Origin of the sequence: Labrys miyagiensis (assembly GCF_030160835.1) — a bacterium.
GTDB classification, from domain to species: Bacteria; Pseudomonadota; Alphaproteobacteria; order Rhizobiales; family Labraceae; genus Labrys; species Labrys miyagiensis.
Window position 1 is genome coordinate 251,726 of the sequence record NZ_BSPC01000015.1, and the last position, 14,976, is coordinate 266,701.

The 14,976-nt window shown below is 64.3% G+C and carries 19 protein-coding genes; 11 read left to right on the forward strand and 8 right to left on the reverse strand.

All coding sequences use genetic code 11. The features are described 5' to 3' along the window. Positions 1-22: 22 nt before the first annotated feature. Positions 23-931 (reverse strand): LysR family transcriptional regulator, encoded by a 909-nt coding sequence (locus tag QQL24_RS09630; protein WP_284311759.1) that lies wholly within the window; start codon positions 929-931, stop codon positions 23-25. A gap of 117 nt (positions 932-1,048) precedes the next feature. Between QQL24_RS09630 and QQL24_RS09635 the strand changes: the two genes are divergently transcribed. Further along, a complete protein-coding gene (locus QQL24_RS09635; protein ID WP_284311760.1) occupies positions 1,049-1,876 on the forward strand; it encodes a class I SAM-dependent methyltransferase in 828 nt (275 codons plus the stop codon). A 9-nt stretch (positions 1,877-1,885) separates the two neighbouring features. Continuing rightward, complete coding sequence (locus QQL24_RS09640) at positions 1,886-2,392, forward strand: DUF8737 domain-containing protein (protein WP_284311761.1); 507 nt, start codon at positions 1,886-1,888, stop codon at positions 2,390-2,392. Between the two features lie 49 nt (positions 2,393-2,441). Here the strand turns inward: QQL24_RS09640 and QQL24_RS09645 are convergent, their stop codons facing one another. Both QQL24_RS09645 and QQL24_RS09650 read right to left on the reverse strand, forming a co-directional pair. Further along, positions 2,442-3,074: a Vgb family protein gene (locus QQL24_RS09645; RefSeq protein ID WP_284311762.1), complete on the reverse strand. Its 633-nt coding sequence runs from the start codon at positions 3,072-3,074 to the stop codon at positions 2,442-2,444. Positions 3,075-3,137: 63 nt separating this feature from the next. After that, positions 3,138-4,358, reverse strand: coding sequence for a helix-turn-helix domain-containing protein (locus QQL24_RS09650; protein WP_284311763.1), 1,221 nt, complete (start codon positions 4,356-4,358; stop codon positions 3,138-3,140). 125 nt (positions 4,359-4,483) lie between these two features. Between QQL24_RS09650 and QQL24_RS09655 the strand changes: the two genes are divergently transcribed. From QQL24_RS09655 to QQL24_RS09665, 3 genes are all read left to right on the forward strand, one after another. After that, positions 4,484-5,284, forward strand: coding sequence for a DUF899 domain-containing protein (locus QQL24_RS09655; protein WP_284311764.1), 801 nt, complete (start codon positions 4,484-4,486; stop codon positions 5,282-5,284). 192 nt (positions 5,285-5,476) lie between these two features. Next, positions 5,477-6,100 (forward strand): 2'-5' RNA ligase family protein, encoded by a 624-nt coding sequence (locus tag QQL24_RS09660; RefSeq protein ID WP_284311765.1) that lies wholly within the window; start codon positions 5,477-5,479, stop codon positions 6,098-6,100. Between the two features lie 58 nt (positions 6,101-6,158). Further along, positions 6,159-6,524, forward strand: coding sequence for an MmcQ/YjbR family DNA-binding protein (locus QQL24_RS09665; RefSeq protein WP_284311766.1), 366 nt, complete (start codon positions 6,159-6,161; stop codon positions 6,522-6,524). 3 nt (positions 6,525-6,527) lie between these two features. Here the strand turns inward: QQL24_RS09665 and QQL24_RS09670 are convergent, their stop codons facing one another. The 3 genes from QQL24_RS09670 to QQL24_RS09680 all read right to left on the reverse strand — a co-directional run bounded on the left by QQL24_RS09670 (position 6,528) and on the right by QQL24_RS09680 (position 9,903). Next, a complete protein-coding gene (locus QQL24_RS09670; RefSeq protein ID WP_284311767.1) occupies positions 6,528-7,628 on the reverse strand; it encodes an Ldh family oxidoreductase in 1,101 nt (366 codons plus the stop codon). Between the two features lie 57 nt (positions 7,629-7,685). Further along, positions 7,686-8,867, reverse strand: a complete 1,182-nt coding sequence (locus QQL24_RS09675; protein ID WP_284311768.1) for an NAD(P)/FAD-dependent oxidoreductase — start codon at positions 8,865-8,867, stop codon at positions 7,686-7,688. Between the two features lie 214 nt (positions 8,868-9,081). Continuing rightward, entirely contained in the window at positions 9,082-9,903 is an 822-nt protein-coding gene (locus QQL24_RS09680; protein WP_284311769.1) for an alpha/beta fold hydrolase, read from the reverse strand. Positions 9,904-10,031: 128 nt separating this feature from the next. Here QQL24_RS09680 and QQL24_RS09685 point away from each other — a divergent pair, with 128 nt between their 5' ends. Then, positions 10,032-10,613, forward strand: coding sequence for a hypothetical protein (locus QQL24_RS09685; protein WP_284311770.1), 582 nt, complete (start codon positions 10,032-10,034; stop codon positions 10,611-10,613). Positions 10,614-10,637: 24 nt separating this feature from the next. Here the strand turns inward: QQL24_RS09685 and QQL24_RS09690 are convergent, their stop codons facing one another. Continuing rightward, complete coding sequence (locus QQL24_RS09690) at positions 10,638-11,186, reverse strand: cysteine hydrolase family protein (RefSeq protein ID WP_284311771.1); 549 nt, start codon at positions 11,184-11,186, stop codon at positions 10,638-10,640. Between the two features lie 37 nt (positions 11,187-11,223). Further along, entirely contained in the window at positions 11,224-11,667 is a 444-nt protein-coding gene (locus QQL24_RS09695; protein WP_284311772.1) for a MarR family winged helix-turn-helix transcriptional regulator, read from the reverse strand. 120 nt (positions 11,668-11,787) lie between these two features. On the opposite strand from QQL24_RS09695, the gene QQL24_RS09700 reads away from it, so the two are divergent. The 5 genes from QQL24_RS09700 to QQL24_RS09720 all read left to right on the forward strand — a co-directional run bounded on the left by QQL24_RS09700 (position 11,788) and on the right by QQL24_RS09720 (position 14,931). After that, a complete protein-coding gene (locus QQL24_RS09700) occupies positions 11,788-12,345 on the forward strand; it encodes a DNA-3-methyladenine glycosylase I (protein WP_284311773.1) in 558 nt (185 codons plus the stop codon). Beyond that, complete coding sequence (locus QQL24_RS09705) at positions 12,330-12,509, forward strand: hypothetical protein (protein ID WP_284311774.1); 180 nt, start codon at positions 12,330-12,332, stop codon at positions 12,507-12,509. Before QQL24_RS09700 ends, QQL24_RS09705 begins: the two co-directional genes overlap by 16 nt. A 70-nt stretch (positions 12,510-12,579) precedes the next feature. Further along, complete coding sequence (locus QQL24_RS09710) at positions 12,580-13,317, forward strand: GNAT family N-acetyltransferase (RefSeq protein ID WP_284311775.1); 738 nt, start codon at positions 12,580-12,582, stop codon at positions 13,315-13,317. Between the two features lie 155 nt (positions 13,318-13,472). Continuing rightward, positions 13,473-14,315 (forward strand): universal stress protein, encoded by an 843-nt coding sequence (locus QQL24_RS09715; protein WP_284311776.1) that lies wholly within the window; start codon positions 13,473-13,475, stop codon positions 14,313-14,315. 127 nt (positions 14,316-14,442) lie between these two features. Then, positions 14,443-14,931, forward strand: coding sequence for an NUDIX hydrolase (locus QQL24_RS09720; protein ID WP_284311777.1), 489 nt, complete (start codon positions 14,443-14,445; stop codon positions 14,929-14,931). The last annotated feature ends 45 nt before the right edge of the window (positions 14,932-14,976 follow it).

The following is a 14,976-nucleotide window of genomic DNA, read 5'->3' on the forward strand; positions in this document are numbered from 1 at the left end:
GGCGCTTCCGTCCTATCCGACGTCAACCCTGATGCCTGACATGCTCGATGAAGGCACGCAGTTTCGGCAGGACCTGACGCCGGCCCGGATGGTAGAGGAAAATTCCCGGTGTCGACACGGCGAAGGAGGATAGCACCTCCTGCAATCGGCCCTCGGCGATGGGCGCTCGCGTGATTGGCTCAGGCACCTGGGCGAGGCCCAGGCCTTGGATCGCCGCCCCGAGAAGCGTGGGATAGTCGTGCGCGACGAGGGGGCCAGAGACGATGGCTTCGACGGCCTTGCCGTCCTCCACAAAAGACCAGGGCCCAATCGAGCCGTTCGAACGGCGGATGCGCAGGCAAGCATGGCCGCGCAAGTCGTCGATGCGCTCCGGCGGCGGGTGCCGGCTGAGATAATCGGGGCTGCCGACCACCGCGAAAGGGAAAGGCGGCGTCAGGCGGATGGCGACCATGTCGGGCGCGATGAACTGGCCGAGCCGGATACCGGCGTCGAAGCCGTGTGCCGCCAGGTCGACCATTTCCTCGCTCGCCGCGATCTCCACCTCGATCTCGGGATAGGCCTGGCAGAAGGAGGCGATCACCGGCTCGAGGAGCAGCGGCACGACCGCCCGTGGCACGGCCAGGCGCAGGAGTCCGGCCGGACGCTGCCCCAGATCGCGGGCGGCCTCAGCGGCGGCCACCAGTTCCTCAAAGGCAGGCGCGGCCCGTTCCAGGAAGCGTTTGCCAGCCTCGGTCAGGCCGACACTGCGGGTCGTGCGGGTGAGAAGCGCCGCGCCAACCCTCGCTTCGAGCAGACGTATGGTCTGGCTCACGGCCGAAGTCGTGACGCCGAGGGCGGCCGCCGCGCGGCGGAAACTGCGGTGACGAGCGACGTTCAGGAACGTCTCCACGCCGTCGAGCGCGCCTTGCCTGACTGTGAAGTTCTGCTTCATGCCCCATCAACATTATCGCCGATAGTAGCTCACGGGAAGCTGTCTTACATCTGGCTTGCGTACCAGTGCCGGGAACCGAAACCGGCGATACCCCTGAAGCCGAGGAGAAATCCCGTCATGACCGATCTGCTCGACGGTGTGCGCGATCACTATCGCGCCACCGGCCTCATCGAACGACTGAAGGCGCCGCTCGCCGCTCTCGGGCCCGAGGAGAGGCCGCTCGCACCCGAACAATTGAGCGGTCTCGACCAGTTTCACACGCGGGGCCTTGCCGCAACGACCGAACTGGCGAAGCTGGCCGGAATCACCGGCGACATGCGCGTGCTCGATGTCGGTTCAGGCCTCGGCGGGCCGGCGCGCTTCCTGGCTGCGGCCCATGGTTGCCGCGTGACGGGCGTCGATCTCAGCGAGTCCTTCGTCGAGGCAGCGCGCTATCTGACCGGACGTACCGGACAGAGCGGGCAGGTCTCCTTCGAGGCCGCCAGTGCCCTGGAACTTCCTTTCGACGACGCCAGCTTCGACGTCGCATTGTTGCAGCATGTCGCCATGAACATCGCCGACCGTGCACGCCTCTACCGCGAGATCCGCCGGGTGCTCAAGCCCGGCGGCCGGTTTGCCACCTATGATGTCGTGCTGAGGGATGGCGAGCCGCATTATCCGCTTCCCTGGGCGCGTACGCCGGCGACGAGCCTTCTCTTGACGGCCGAGGCCACGCGCGAGGCAATCGAGCCGGCCGGCTTCCAGACCCTCATCTGGCATGACGACACCGAGACGGCCAAGGCCTGGTTCGCCGAATTGCGTGCTTCGGGGCCGCCGTCTTCCCCCAATCTCGGCGTGGTGATGGGGCCGGAGTTTGCCCAGCTTGCCGCCAATCTCGGGCGGAGCCTCATGGAAGGCCGGCTTGGTATCCTGACGGCGGTGTTCGAAGCCGCAACGGTCCGATAGGAGGGCGAGATGTCAGCCGAAACCCTCTTCCAGATCCATCTCGTGCTGGGTTACGTGGCCTGGTTGCTCTGCTTCGGCGCCTATATCCTGCCGAGGCTCAAGGTGATGGACCCGTTCGATGCACAGCGCGCCATTGCGACTTTGCATAGCTTCCGGTTCTTTGGGCTCGTCTTCATCCTCCCGGGTGTCATCGGTCCCAATCTACCCGCGAGCTTTACGGTGTTCGCCGCTTATGGCGACTTAGCCACAGGCGTGCTCGCCATGCTGGCGCTGATCACGGTGAGAATGAGGCCGCTCTTTTGGCTATTCGTCATCGCCTTCAATGTCGTGGGGATGGCAGACCTCGTTCTCGACTATGTTCACGCGGTCGAGGTGGATCTGCCGGCGCGGGCAGGGGAATTGGGAGCCACCTATGCGATCCCGATCCTCTATGTGCCGTTGCTAATGATCACGCATGTCGTGGCGTTCTACCTGCTGCTGCGTTCACCGCTCCGGCAGGCACGCCGCATCAGTTGAGCTGGCGCCAGCGCTCTGTCTCTGCCTCGCTCGGTTCCGCTGTGGGGCCTCAGCCCCCACGGCGGACGGCTCTGACCTTTCCGCTCCGGCCGCCGCCGCAGAAGAAGCAGCCATTGCCGTCGCTTTCCAGCCCCGAGATGCCCGCACCGGCAGGCATGTCGATCCTTTCCAGCACCTTGCCGGTAGCAGGATCGATGTGCCGCAGCTCGCTCTCGTCGTTCTCCCAGGTGGCGTGCCAGAGTTCGCCATTGGTCCAGGTAACGCCGGTGACGTGGCGATTGGAGTCGATGGTGCGCAGAACCTTTCCAGTCTCGGGGTCGATCTGGTGGATCTTGCGGTCGCGATATTGTCCCACCCACAGCGTCCCCTCGGCCCAGGCGAGGCCGGAATCGCTGCCGCCGCCCGGCGCTGGGATGGCAGCAAGCACATCGCCGGTGGCGGGATCGATCTTCTGGATGCGATCCTCGGCGATCTGGAACAGATGCTGGCCGTCAAAGGCCGTGCCGGCATGCGCGGGCACCTCGATCGAGCGCTCGATCTCGCCGCTCTCGGGATCGAAGGCGTTCAGCCTGTCCCCGGCGGCGAACCAGACACGCTGGCCGTCGAAGGTAACGCCACCCACTTGCTCGACGCCCGGAAAGGGGCCGTATTCCCGCACGATATTGGCTGCTGATCTCGTCATGCTTTCGCCCTCCATGTCTCGTCCTTTCCGGCGCTGGCCGGCTGTCATCTGGTCGAATAGATGCTAGCCGCCCGGCAGCGGCGCCGGGAGTAACAAGGTCGTCGTGAAACCTGGAACGGGCGTGGTCATCCAGCGCAACGCCCGTCCGCGACCGACGGATTGTACCTTGCCCGCCAGAGCGAGCCCATCGAGGGCGCGCTGCACAGTGCGCTGGCTGGCGCTGAGCGCCAAGGCCAAGGCGGAACTCGACCAGGCTTCGCCATCGGCCAGGAAGGCAAGTACGGCCCCGTGCTGTTCCTCCACCGGCCGCGCCAGGATGAGGACATCGCGGGCCCGGGATGGCGCCAGCGCAAAGCCTTGCCTGGTGGCGCTGATCTCGGCGACGGCCTGCAACATGCTGCGGAGCCGGCCGATCTCCACCCGCAGCCGGGCGCGGTGCGATTCATCGGCGTGCCGGGCGCCGAAGGCCCGCGCCAATAGCAACTCCCGCGTCACATCGCCAGGCCAGGCTTCGGCGAGGGTGCGCGCCAGGGCAAACAGGACGGGCCGGGTCGCAAGCGGTATCGATGCTTGCTCGTCGCGTACCACGTGACGGCAGGCGTCCACCACCAGCGCCTTGGAGGCTTGAAGCGCCTCGACCTCATCCAGCAGCAGCGACCGCTCCCTTCCAGCGGCGATCAGGCGCGCGGCAGGGCTGTTCAGTGCCTGCGCCGTATTTTCGACTTCCGCGGTAAGGGCGGGAATGTGAGCCTGGCGTGCAGCCTGTTCGGCCCGGGCGAGGGCGTCGCGCGCAGCTTTGGAGCGAAGACGCCGCATGGCGATACCGGCGACCGCCAGTTCGTGCGCCGTTCTCAGGGCCGGCGGCAGGAGATCGGGATCGAGTTCGCCGAGCTTGCGCTCAGCCTCGTCGAGACGTCCGATCAGGAGCAGGCGCCGGGCTTCGAGATGGCGGGCATGGGCGCCATTCACCCGGTCACCATGCCGCTCCAGGGTCGCCCGCGCGGCATCGAGTGTCTTGGCGGGCCAGCCGAGGTCGCGCGAGACCAGGGCAATTTCGGCCTCCGCCACGATGCAGCGCGCCCGAGACACCGCCTCTTTCGGCCCGAAGGCGCGGGCGGCCTGGCGCAGCAGAAGCTTCGCCCGATCGAGATCGCCGAGCTGCGCCATCGCAATGCCACGAAGCGCCAACGCCGGCGGATCATTGCGCAGGGCAACCCGGTTCAGGGCGCCGAAGGGGTCACCCGCGGCCAGCGCGTGCGCTGCGGCTGTGATCAGCGAGTCCATGGAAATCCCGCCACACTTGTCACTCCCACCGATCGATAGCCGGTTACTATTCTATCTCACGATCGCGGACCAGCCGTCATGGTGCCCGGTGGCGAATGACGGGGCTTAGCAAAGGGAGAAGAAGGATGACGATGACACACAGGATCGGCACGCGCGAGGAATGGCTGGCAGCCCGGCTCGAACTGCTCCAGGCTGAGAAAGAGCTGACGCGCCGCAGCGACGAGGTTGCGCGCCGGCGGCAGGACCTGCCATGGGTCCGCATCGACAAGACCTATCGCTTCGAGACGGAGGCGGGGAGCGTCGCCCTGGCGGATCTCTTCGGCGGACGCTCGCAGCTCCTTGTGTATCACTTCATGTTCGGTCCGGATTACAAGGCAGGCTGCCCGTCCTGCTCGGCGATCGCGGACGGATTCGACGGCTTTGCCGTGCATCTGGCCAATCATGACGTGATGCTCTACGCGGTGTCGCGTGCGCCGCTCGGAAAACTGCAGACCTATAAGCAGCGGCTTGGCTGGCGCTTTCCTTGGGCCTCTTCCTTCGGCAGCGACTTCAATGCCGATTTCAACGTCGGCTTCACGGAAGCGCAGCAGCGCGAAGGCGGCATCGAGTATAATTACCGGCGAGAGCCGGCGTGGGCAGGACAGGAACCGGCGCCGAAGGAGAGGGCGGAGAATCCGCCTGCCGAAGGGGGTATCCTTGCCGAGATCGCGGCCACGGCCGGTACCGATCCCTCGACCTTCATCCGCGAGCGGCCGGGCATGAGCGCCTTCGCACTGGTGGACGGCGTCGTCTATCACACCTATTCGACCTATGCGCGCGGGCTCGACGGCTTGTGGGGCATGTATCAGTGGCTCGACCGCGCGCCTCTGGGCCGCAACGAGGCGGGCATGTGGTGGCGCCGCCGCGACGAATACGCAAAGGCTTGAAACCCGATTCAGAGGGTACCGGTGTAAAAAGGCGGCCCCGCATGGGGCCGTCAGGGTGCCGCGGGAGGAGGTGTTCAGCGGTGCGCTGCGCCCGGCGGGAATGGCAGGCCGAGTGCTCTTGCATTTCGTTCTTGTTTTGTTCTATCATATCTTTGTCGAGAACGAAGCGCTTGTCGCATTGGAGGCAATACCATGGAGCAGCTATCATTCGGTTTTCGTGAAGAACCGCGGGCAAGGTTCGAAAGATTGTTTTTCGCATGCCAAACAGACAGCGAGACGTCTCTTCGAGTGCACCGTTTCGCCCGAAAATTCCTGTTGGAAAATAGGCTATGGGCGAAGCCCCTGAGGGACGATCGCCTGCACGTTTCCACCCATCATGTCGCCGACCGTAAACATCTTCGCAAGGACGATGTCTTGGCTTCGCAGCGAGCGGGGGCCAAGGTTTCGATGGAGGCGTTCGATATCGACTTTACTGTTATCGAGACCTTCGAGCCTCACCCTGTGCGGCGGGGAGAAAGCCCGCGATATCCTCTTGTTCTGCGCACTGGGGAAGGGGAAGTTTTTCGCCTCCACCGGCAGTTGGGCGACAGGATGAGAGAAAACGGGCTTCGCGCGGGAGACCTCTTCGTGCCCCACATGACATTGGCTTATTTGTCCGAGCCGATCTTACCCCGGACAATCACACCGATACGCCTGCCCATTCGAGATTTTGTCCTGATCCATAGCCGCGTGGGCCTGACTGAGTATCGGACACTCGGGCGGTGGCCGCTGCATGGCCCGGAGGGAGGATCGGCAGCCTTGGCTCTCGCGGCGTAGTCAGGAACGGGCCCAGAGCCTATCTTCCGGAGTCCGCATTTCCGTTCCGGGGAGCACGATGGATCTTTTCGAACCCGAAAGCTTCGAGCGCTTCGTCCTCACCCTGGCCGGTGTGTCGCTGGTCGAGCAGTGGGGAGCCAAGGTTGCCAAGGTGGGCGGCAAGGTGTTCGCGCTGGTGAGCCTGACGCCGCCCGATCTGCACCATTTGGTGTTCAAGACCGGCGAGACGAGTTTCGAGGTGCTGACTGCCCTGGAGGGCATCAAGCAGGCGCCTTATTTCGCCAAGCGGCAATGGGTCTGCACTGCCCCGGACGCCCCGCTGAGCCCTGATGAAATTGAGGCCTATCTGAGGCGTTCCTACCGGCTGATCGCCTCGAACCTGACGAAGAAGCTGCAGCGCGAGCTGGGTCTCCTGGAGCCGTGAGGATCAGGCGCCGAGCAGGAAGGGCGCGCCGGCTGCCAGGGCGATCTCGCGGATCTTTTCGACAAGCCCCGCCGGCATCGGAATGCCCTCGGCGAGGCGCTGCTCGCGTGTGAGCCATTCGGGATCGCCGGGGATCAGCACCGGCTCGTCCGGCTTGATGGGACGGGTCGATCGCAGGGTGGCGACGACATCCTCGACATCGTGCTGGAACTCGTCGAGCGGGCGGAAGGCCTGTGGGTCGATGGCCATGAAGAAATGGCCGATATTGTCGGGATCGCCCGGCCTTTGGGTCTTGTTGCGTGTGGGCGAGAAGGAGCCGCCGGAGAGCGAGCCGGCCAGGATCTGAGCGAACAGGCCGAGACCGTAGCCCTTGTGGCCGCCGAGCGTTGTGCCGGCGCCACCGATCGGGGTAAGGCCGCCCTCGCCATTGCCCGACAGGCGCTGAAAGGCGAGGCCGGACTCGCATACCGCCTCGCCCCTGGCATCGACGACCCAGCCCGCCGGCAGGGATTTGTCGGCGAGGGCGTAGATCTTCACCTTGTTGCTGGCGACCACGCTGGTCGCGATGTCGAGAATAACGGGCAGGGCATCGCGCGAGGGTGCCGCTAGAGAGATGACATTGGTGCCGAGCACCGCCTCGGCGGCGCGTGTCGGTACCACAGTTACAAATCGGGTGGTTGAAACAGCCATGCCGATCAGGTTCGCCTTCGCCGCCATGTGGCTGTAGATCCCCGCAGCACCGAAATGGTGGGAGTTGAAGACCGAGACTGCGGCAATGCCTGTTGCCTTGGCCTTGTCGATGGCAAGTTCCATTGCCATGGTGGAGACGGGATGGCCGAGCCCGGCGCCGCCATCGATCAGCGCAGTGGCCGGCGTCTGGCGCACGATGCGCGGCTCGGCCGCGAGCTTGAGCTGGCCGGTCTCATGGATCTGCCGGTAGAGCAGCAGCATGGAAATGCCGTGGGAATCGACGCCGCGCAGGTCCGTCTCGGTCATGATTTCCGCGGTGATGCCGATCTTGTCCTCGGGCATGCCCCAGGCCCGCAATACGACTTCGATCTGGGCCCTGGCGACGGCAGCGGGCACGTTCAGAAAGTCGGCCATCGATCAATTCCTCGCGAATATCTATGTTTTTTATCAAAGTGATACGATAAAAATCTATCACGACTTCTCAAGTTCGGCCGCTCTATCAGGAAGCGCCAGGCGCCTCACCTCCTCGGCTATCGCAAGCGAGGAGGTAAGGCCCGGGGATTCGATGCCATAAAGGGCGAGATAGCCGTGGTGGCCAGTCTCGCGCGGCCCTTGAATGATGAAATCGCCGGCGCCGCCGGAGGGGCCGGCGACCTTCGGCCGCACACCGGAATAGGCTGGCTGCAGGGCGTCGTCCCTGAGGTCCGGCCAATAACGCCGGATGGCGGCGTAGAACTTCTCCGCGCGACGAGGATCCACCTCATAGTCGATGGTCTCGGTCCACTCGACATCGGGACCGAAGCGGGCTTGCCCGGCGAGGTCGAGGGTCAGGTGCACGCCAAGGCCGCCCGGTTCCGGCACGGGATAGATCAGGCGCTGCGAGGGAGCGCGGCCCGTCAGCGCGAAATAGCTGCCTTTGGCGAGATGGCGCTCCGGTATTGTGGTCGTGTCGAGCCCCTCGATATTGCGCGAGACCACCCAGGCATCGAGCCCCGCGCTGTTGACTACGAGCGCCGCCTCGATCTCGATGGGATCGCGGCCGCCGATGCTGAGAAGCACGCGGTCGCCCTCAAGCCGGCCGCCCAGCACGGGCGAGTGGGTAACGACGCTGCCGCCATGAGACTCGATATCGGCGACATAGGCGGCCATCAGGCCATGGCTGTCGACGATGCCGGTGCTCGGCGAAAGCAGCGCCGCCGCCGCGACCAGATTCGGTTCCATCCGCTGCACGGTGTCGCCATCGAGGAGTACACAGTCGTCGACATTGTTGGCGATGGCCTGCTTCCGCAGCTTTTCCAGATAGGCCAGCTCGGCCTCATTGGCGGCGACGACCAGCTTGCCGCAGCGCCGGTGCGCAATGCCACGCTCCTCGCAATAGGCATAGAGCTTGTGCTTGCCGTCGACGCAGAGCTTCGCCTTCAGGCTGCCGGTCGGATAATAGAGGCCGGCATGGATGACCTCGCTGTTGCGCGAGGAGACTATGCTGCCGGTGATCGGCTCGGCCTCGAGAACCATGACCTCCCGGCCGGCCAACGCCAGGGCCCGCCCGATGGCAAGACCGATGACGCCGCCACCGACCACCACGGCGTCGAGGGTAAAGCGCGAGGAGGCGGGGAAACTCCCGCCAAGGTTCTCGACCAAAACCTCGTTCATTCAATAGACATCCCGGGAAGCGCGATGATCCAAGGTCTAACCGCCGAGAGCCGAGGGTCAAGCGCCGAGTTCGGATGTTTGCGAGCGGCCTCATCTGGGCCAAGCCCCCCATCTAACACCGCGCTGGTTCTGCCGCTTGCCCCGGAGAAGTTGCAGCGCGACGACGATGCACGGCAAGTCTGGCAACGAAAAAAGTCGAGGTTCCGCCGATAGCTCAGTCAGGATCCGGGGCGTGGAAAACATCCCTGATGAACGCCAGTATGGTCTGGTTGAACAGCGCCGGCCGCTGCAGCGGGGCGAAATGGCTGACGCCGGGCAGGATCACCAGCTTCGCGCCCGGAATCGTGCGCGCGAGATATTCGGCATGGTCGAGCCTGATGAACTCCTCATGCTCGCCCTGCGAAATGGTGACGGGCACGCGGATGCCGGCGAGGTGCTGCGCGGTGTAGTTCGGCTGGGTCTTCATCATCTGCGTGACCGCGGCCACGAAAGGTTCGAACTGGTTCGGCGTCGGCGATAGTGCGGCGTAGTCCTGGCGGTGGCGCCCGAAGCAGCGGTCGAGCGCCACGCTCGGCTGCAGCTCCTTGGTGCCGCCGGGATCCATGTTGCAGGCAAAAAAGAACACGCCGGCCACGCGCTCCGGCGCCTTGTCGGCGAGGATCAGAGCGATGCAGGCGCCGTCACTCCAGCCGACAAGCGCTGCCTTTTCCACTTGCAGCCTGTCCATGACGGCCAGCACGTCGCCGGCCATGCGGTCATAGCGGTAGGGTTGCTCGTCCCGGCTACTGCGGCCATGGCCGCGGCTGTCGATCAGCACCGCCCTGTAGCCGGCTTCGAGCAAGGCCGGCACCTGATAACCCCAATTTCCACCATGGCCGAGGCCACCATGGAGCAGGACTACCGCCGGCCCGGCGCCGAGCGATGCGTACCAGATATGGGCGCCATCATGCTCGACATGCCCCTGTTCGCCGTCCGCCGGTAAGGGCGCGGCCCCATGCGCGGCGAAATGTTCAAGCTCGTCGTCTCGGAATTCCATGGCGGTACCGCTCTCCCTTGCTTATCCCTGTAAGACGCATGAAGGTTCGTGCTTCCGACAGCCTTCAACATAGGAGTGGGCGTCGCAAGTGTCGCAGCAACCCACCCTCAAGAGTCCGGAAAAGATGAATGCGTCGTGCCAAGATCGAGGAACAAAATCGCTATCTGTTGGCCCGGCAGCGGCAGTTCCGGCAAGCGGCCGACGTCGTTGCAAAAGCCTGGATACCCTTTGCCGAGGTCGAAGCGATAGCGGTGATCGGCTCCGTCGCAAAGGCCTTGTGGAAGGAAGTCCCTCGTTTCAGCGAATTCCGCAGAGCCGGTATTGAGGTCTGGCACGAGTGCCAAGACCTCGATCTTGCGCTTTGGCTCTCCTCGCAGAGCCGTCTGGGACAATTGCGCAAGGCTGCCGCCAATGCCCTGCGACAGGCCTACGAGGCCGGCACGGGCGTAAGCATTGTCAGCCAGCAACTGGATATCTTCCTGTTCGAGCCGAGCAGCGATCGCTATCTCGGGCGCCTGTGTGAATTCAGTCAATGCCCCAAGGGCAAACCCGATTGCCTCGTGCCCGGCTGCGGCTCGATTGCGTTCAACAAGCATGTCGCTGGTTTTGTCCCGCATGCCGATCTGCTGGAGCCTGTCCACCACTCCCTCCTTTACCGGAAGGGGGAGGGGCAACTGCGTTCGGCTCTCGATCTGCCGAGTACCGAATGACCAGGTCTGACCGGATGCTCGCTGTCACCCCAGGCGCACCAGCACCTCCTCAGTGCTGGAGCTCTCGCCGATGCGGGGGAAGGTTCTGGCAAGGCTGTTCTCATGCGCCTCGGCATTGAGATCGGTCATGGCGTCCGTCACCAGCACGACATTGTAGCCCTGGTCATACGCGGTGCGAGCGGTGGCTTCCACGCCGACCGAGGTAGAGATGCCGGCGAGGAAGACCTGGGTCACGCCGCGCCGGCGCAGGATCTGTTCCAGGGCGGTGCCGTAGAAGGCGCCGAGCTGCATCTTGGTCACGGTGTAATCGTCAGGCTGCCGGTCGAGCTCGGGAACCAGATCCGCCCAGTCGGCCGGTGGTGTGAAGTTGAAGGTGGCATCCGTGCGGCCCGGCGCCCTGCCGGCGACATTCACCAGCACCACGGGCAGCTTGCGGGCGCGGAAGGCGCGGGCGAGCCTGGCCGCGCGTTCGACGATCTCCGCGGCCGGATGGGCGGTCGGCAGGCCGACGATGCCCTTCTGGAGGTCGATGACGATGAGGGCGGCGTTGGTGTCGATCTGGGACAGGGCCATTGTGCAATCCTTTGGTGCTCAAAGTGGAGGGGAAGGTTCAGTTTTCGGAAAGACGGTGGATGATCGCCACGGCGGCTGTGAGGGTTTCGCGATCGGCCTCATCAAGCCTCGCCAAGGCGGCGGAAAGCCATTCGCGCTTCAGGAGCGTGTGGTGCTGGCGCGTCTGCAGGCCATGGTCGGTGAGGCCATAGAGGACCTGCCGGCCATCGGTGGGGTGGGGGCGTCGCTGTACCAGGCCGTCCTGTTCCAGTCCCGCGAGAGAAGCGCCCATCGACTGTGGCTTCACGGCCTCGGCGCGGGCCAGATCCGCTGTCGTCATCCAGCCTGCGTGTTCGAGGCGGGCGAGGACGACGGACTGCGACCAGGTCAACTCGCTGGGGTTGGATTCCGCCCGCAGCCGGCGCAACAGCTGTCCTGTCGCCTGCAGGAGGTCGGAAACGGCAGCCTCGAAGGGCAGGGGCGCATCGGTTCTTCGGATCATGCAGCGAGCATAGATATTAGAAGTTTAACTTGCAAGTTACCCTTCTAATTTTCGTGCTTGCCCAGCTGCTATGCTGCGCGGAGATTCGGTTTCCGGTCAGCCGTCCAGAAAGGCCTTCCCATGAGCGACACCCACCTCCGTCACCGCTGCGGCTGGGCCGAGGGCGATCCGCTGATGCGGGCCTATCATGACGAGGAATGGGGCGTGCCGCAGCGCGATCCGCGCATGTTGTGGGAAATGCTGATGCTGGAAGGCTTCCAGGCGGGCCTGGCCTGGATCATCGTGCTGCGCAAGCGTGAGGCCTTCCGCAAGGCTTTCGCCGGGTTCGATCCCCGCAAGGTTGCCAAATTCGACCAGAAGGATATCGAGCGGCTGATGGCCGATCCCGGCATCGTGCGGGCGCGGGCCAAGATCGAGGCGACCATTCGCGGCGCCCAGATCTATTGCGAGATGGAAGATCGCGGCGAGAATTTTGCTAATTTCTGCTGGTCTTTCACGGATGGACAGGTGCTCAAGGGCGATGGCACCAGCTGGATCGCTTCCTCGGCCCTGTCGGAGAAGATCTCGAAGGAGCTGAAGAAGCGCGGCTTCAAATTCGTAGGCCCGACCATTGTCTATGCCTGGATGCAGGCCGTCGGCCTTGTCAACGACCATGCTCTCGGATGCTTCCGGCGCTGACGGAAGCAATGCGAGGATATCTCGCCGGAAAGCTCGTTGGCCGTGGTCAGCACATTGAGGATCGCCGCAAGCGCGGTATCGAAGACATGGTCAAGCACGAGAATGGCAATCTTCATGGCTGTATCGATATCAAAGATGTCAATCCTGCCAATATCTATGATTAAGGGTGGAGGGTAAAGTCCCTTGCAAACACCGGCCAACTGCAACGCAGGACGGCCCTCGAACGAGAGACTCATGTCGAACACTGAAATCGTTTCATCACTCCATGTGCTCGATCATCCGATCTGGAGCGCCCTCAACGGCACGCAGCAGGGGCTGGCCGAAGGCGGCGCCCTGGCGCGCCGCTATCCCGTCGAGGTGGCGCCCTTCGCCGCCTTGCGGGACAATTCGGCCGAGAGCTTCGCGGCGCTCGGAGAGCTGATGGCGCCAGGGGATCGGGCCGCGCTTTGCACAACCGATCCGGTGGCCCCGCCCGAGAGCTTCGAGGTGCTGATGGCTCGCATGGGAGACCAGATGATCGGCGCGCCGGCGGATATCCCTGCCGGCTCGGCCGAGATCGTGGAACTCGGAGGGGAGGATGTGACGGCGATGATGGAACTGGCCGATCTGACCAAGCCAGGCCCCTTCAACACCCGCACCCACAGCCTCGGCACTTTTCTGGGCATCAGGGTCGCGGGGCGGCTGGCGGCCATGGCCGGCGAGCGCATGCGGCCGGGCCGATATACCGAGATCACGGCTGTGTGCACGCATCCCGATCATCGCGGCCATGGCTACGCGCAGGCTCTATTGGGGGAGGTCGCCCGCCGCATTCACGGTCGGGGCGAGATCCCGTTCCTGCATGTCTTTTCCGACAATCATGCCGCCATCGGGCTCTATCGGCGCCTCGGCATGCACACACGCCGGCAGTTGCATTTCACCGCTCTGGGGCTTGCCTCCGGGAGCATTGGCGGTTCCTTGCATATGCAGCGATGATCAGAGGTCGTTCCGGCGCCTATTGGGTGCTCGTAATCGATTTTGCCTTTTGGTCAGTACCAATTTACCTTGCGGATTGCTGAGCATCGTGGTGCAAATTCGGGGCTTAAGAAATTCTTCGCCTGCAAGAAGACAATAAGTCCCTCGGCTTTCGCATGCCCTATCCAAATCTGCTGGTTCATGTCCAGGATGACGATCACAGTGACGCAAGGATCCGTCTGGCGATTTCGCTCGCACGCCGGTTCGGAGCCGCGCTTACAGGCGTAGCGGCCGCCAAGATCGATCCTGTCGTCTCGGCGTCCACCGGGCTGGCACGCCCAGCGAATAGCGGCGGTGTGGTGGCGGTGGACCTCGAATTCATCGAGTCCTGCCTGCGCGCTGCGGAGGCTCGCTTCCGCAGGATCATGACGGCGAGCCGGATGCGTGCCACCTGGCATAGCCGCCTCGATTATCCCGCCGAGGCTATCTGCCTCTATGCGATGACGAGCGATCTGGTGGTGGCCGGCCGGCGCGCAGAGGCGACGTTGCATGCCCCGCAATCGGCCTTCGATCCCGCTGACGTCATCATGAAGGCGGGCAGGCCGGTGCTGGTAGTACCGCCGGGCTTACCGGACTTTTCCGGCGAGCGGGTCGTCGTGGGCTGGAAGAATACGCGGGAGGCCCGCCGCGCCGTCACTGATGCGCTGCCCTTCCTCCAGGCTGCCAAGCAGGTGAGCGTGGTCGAGTTCACGCGCCGGCAGGACATGCCGGCGGCACGTGAGCAGACCCTGGCCGTGGCCGACTTCCTGCGGACCCATGGCGTTGTCGCCACGAGCGATGCCGTGCCTTATCGGCGGGGGACCACCGCCGAGCAGTTGATCGCCTTTGCCGAGCAGAACAATGCCGATCTGATCGTGGCGGGCGCCTATGGCCATACCTGGCTGCATGAATGGATCTTTGGTGGCGTTACGCAGGTTCTGCTGCAGCGCTGCCCCGTCTGCTGCCTTCTGAGCCACTGAGGTGTTGTTCAGAGCCTATGTATACATGTGCATATTCTGTGGGGCTGCTGCCGGGTCGCGGCGGGGTTGCCAGCCGTAGACGGGCGCGCCACAGTACGTTTCACCGGACCTGCCTGAGGAGCTTGCGATGCCTTCCCGAAGCGCCGGCATCATGCTCTATCGCCAGCGCAGCGAGACGCTCGAAGTCCTGCTGGTCCATCCCGGCGGTCCTTTCTGGGCGAGGAAGGACCTTGGCGCCTGGTCGATCCCCAAGGGAGAATATGCCGAGGGCGAGGATCCGTCAGCCGCTGCCAGGCGGGAATTCGAAGAGGAATTGGGTCACGCGCTGCCGCCCGGCGATCTCCTCCCGCTCGGCGAGGTTGTACAATCGGGCGGCAAACGGGTGCAGGGCTGGGCGCTGGCGGGCGATTTCGAGGTGACGGCGCTGCGCAGCAACCTTTTCGAGCTGGAGTGGCCGCCGCACAGCGGCAAGCGCATGCAATTCCCTGAGGTCGACCGCGCGGCATGGCTCGATCCAGCGTTGGCGGCGGAAAAGATCATCCCGGCTCAGAAGGCGTTTCTCGACAGGCTCGTGGCGCTCTTGGCCGGGCGCAGGCCGGCATCGCCATCACTATGAATCCACACCGGGATCGAATTCGTCATCGAAGAGAAGGAGACCGAC

Excerpts from the sequence above, each read along its gene's own strand:
- QQL24_RS09630 (WP_284311759.1), bottom strand. The coding sequence starts at position 931 with ATGAAGCAGAACTTCACAGTCAGGCAAGGCGCGCTCGACGGCGTGGAG.
- QQL24_RS09635 (WP_284311760.1), top strand. The coding sequence starts at position 1,049 with ATGACCGATCTGCTCGACGGTGTGCGCGATCACTATCGCGCCACCGGC.
- QQL24_RS09640 (WP_284311761.1), top strand. The coding sequence starts at position 1,886 with ATGTCAGCCGAAACCCTCTTCCAGATCCATCTCGTGCTGGGTTACGTG.
- QQL24_RS09645 (WP_284311762.1), bottom strand. The coding sequence starts at position 3,074 with ATGACGAGATCAGCAGCCAATATCGTGCGGGAATACGGCCCCTTTCCG.
- QQL24_RS09650 (WP_284311763.1), bottom strand. The coding sequence starts at position 4,358 with ATGGACTCGCTGATCACAGCCGCAGCGCACGCGCTGGCCGCGGGTGAC.
- QQL24_RS09655 (WP_284311764.1), top strand. The coding sequence starts at position 4,484 with ATGACGATGACACACAGGATCGGCACGCGCGAGGAATGGCTGGCAGCC.
- QQL24_RS09660 (WP_284311765.1), top strand. The coding sequence starts at position 5,477 with ATGGAGCAGCTATCATTCGGTTTTCGTGAAGAACCGCGGGCAAGGTTC.
- QQL24_RS09665 (WP_284311766.1), top strand. The coding sequence starts at position 6,159 with ATGGATCTTTTCGAACCCGAAAGCTTCGAGCGCTTCGTCCTCACCCTG.
- QQL24_RS09670 (WP_284311767.1), bottom strand. The coding sequence starts at position 7,628 with ATGGCCGACTTTCTGAACGTGCCCGCTGCCGTCGCCAGGGCCCAGATC.
- QQL24_RS09675 (WP_284311768.1), bottom strand. The coding sequence starts at position 8,867 with ATGAACGAGGTTTTGGTCGAGAACCTTGGCGGGAGTTTCCCCGCCTCC.
- QQL24_RS09680 (WP_284311769.1), bottom strand. The coding sequence starts at position 9,903 with ATGGAATTCCGAGACGACGAGCTTGAACATTTCGCCGCGCATGGGGCC.
- QQL24_RS09685 (WP_284311770.1), top strand. The coding sequence starts at position 10,032 with ATGCGTCGTGCCAAGATCGAGGAACAAAATCGCTATCTGTTGGCCCGG.
- QQL24_RS09690 (WP_284311771.1), bottom strand. The coding sequence starts at position 11,186 with ATGGCCCTGTCCCAGATCGACACCAACGCCGCCCTCATCGTCATCGAC.
- QQL24_RS09695 (WP_284311772.1), bottom strand. The coding sequence starts at position 11,667 with ATGATCCGAAGAACCGATGCGCCCCTGCCCTTCGAGGCTGCCGTTTCC.
- QQL24_RS09700 (WP_284311773.1), top strand. The coding sequence starts at position 11,788 with ATGAGCGACACCCACCTCCGTCACCGCTGCGGCTGGGCCGAGGGCGAT.
- QQL24_RS09705 (WP_284311774.1), top strand. The coding sequence starts at position 12,330 with ATGCTTCCGGCGCTGACGGAAGCAATGCGAGGATATCTCGCCGGAAAG.
- QQL24_RS09710 (WP_284311775.1), top strand. The coding sequence starts at position 12,580 with ATGTCGAACACTGAAATCGTTTCATCACTCCATGTGCTCGATCATCCG.
- QQL24_RS09715 (WP_284311776.1), top strand. The coding sequence starts at position 13,473 with ATGCCCTATCCAAATCTGCTGGTTCATGTCCAGGATGACGATCACAGT.
- QQL24_RS09720 (WP_284311777.1), top strand. The coding sequence starts at position 14,443 with ATGCCTTCCCGAAGCGCCGGCATCATGCTCTATCGCCAGCGCAGCGAG.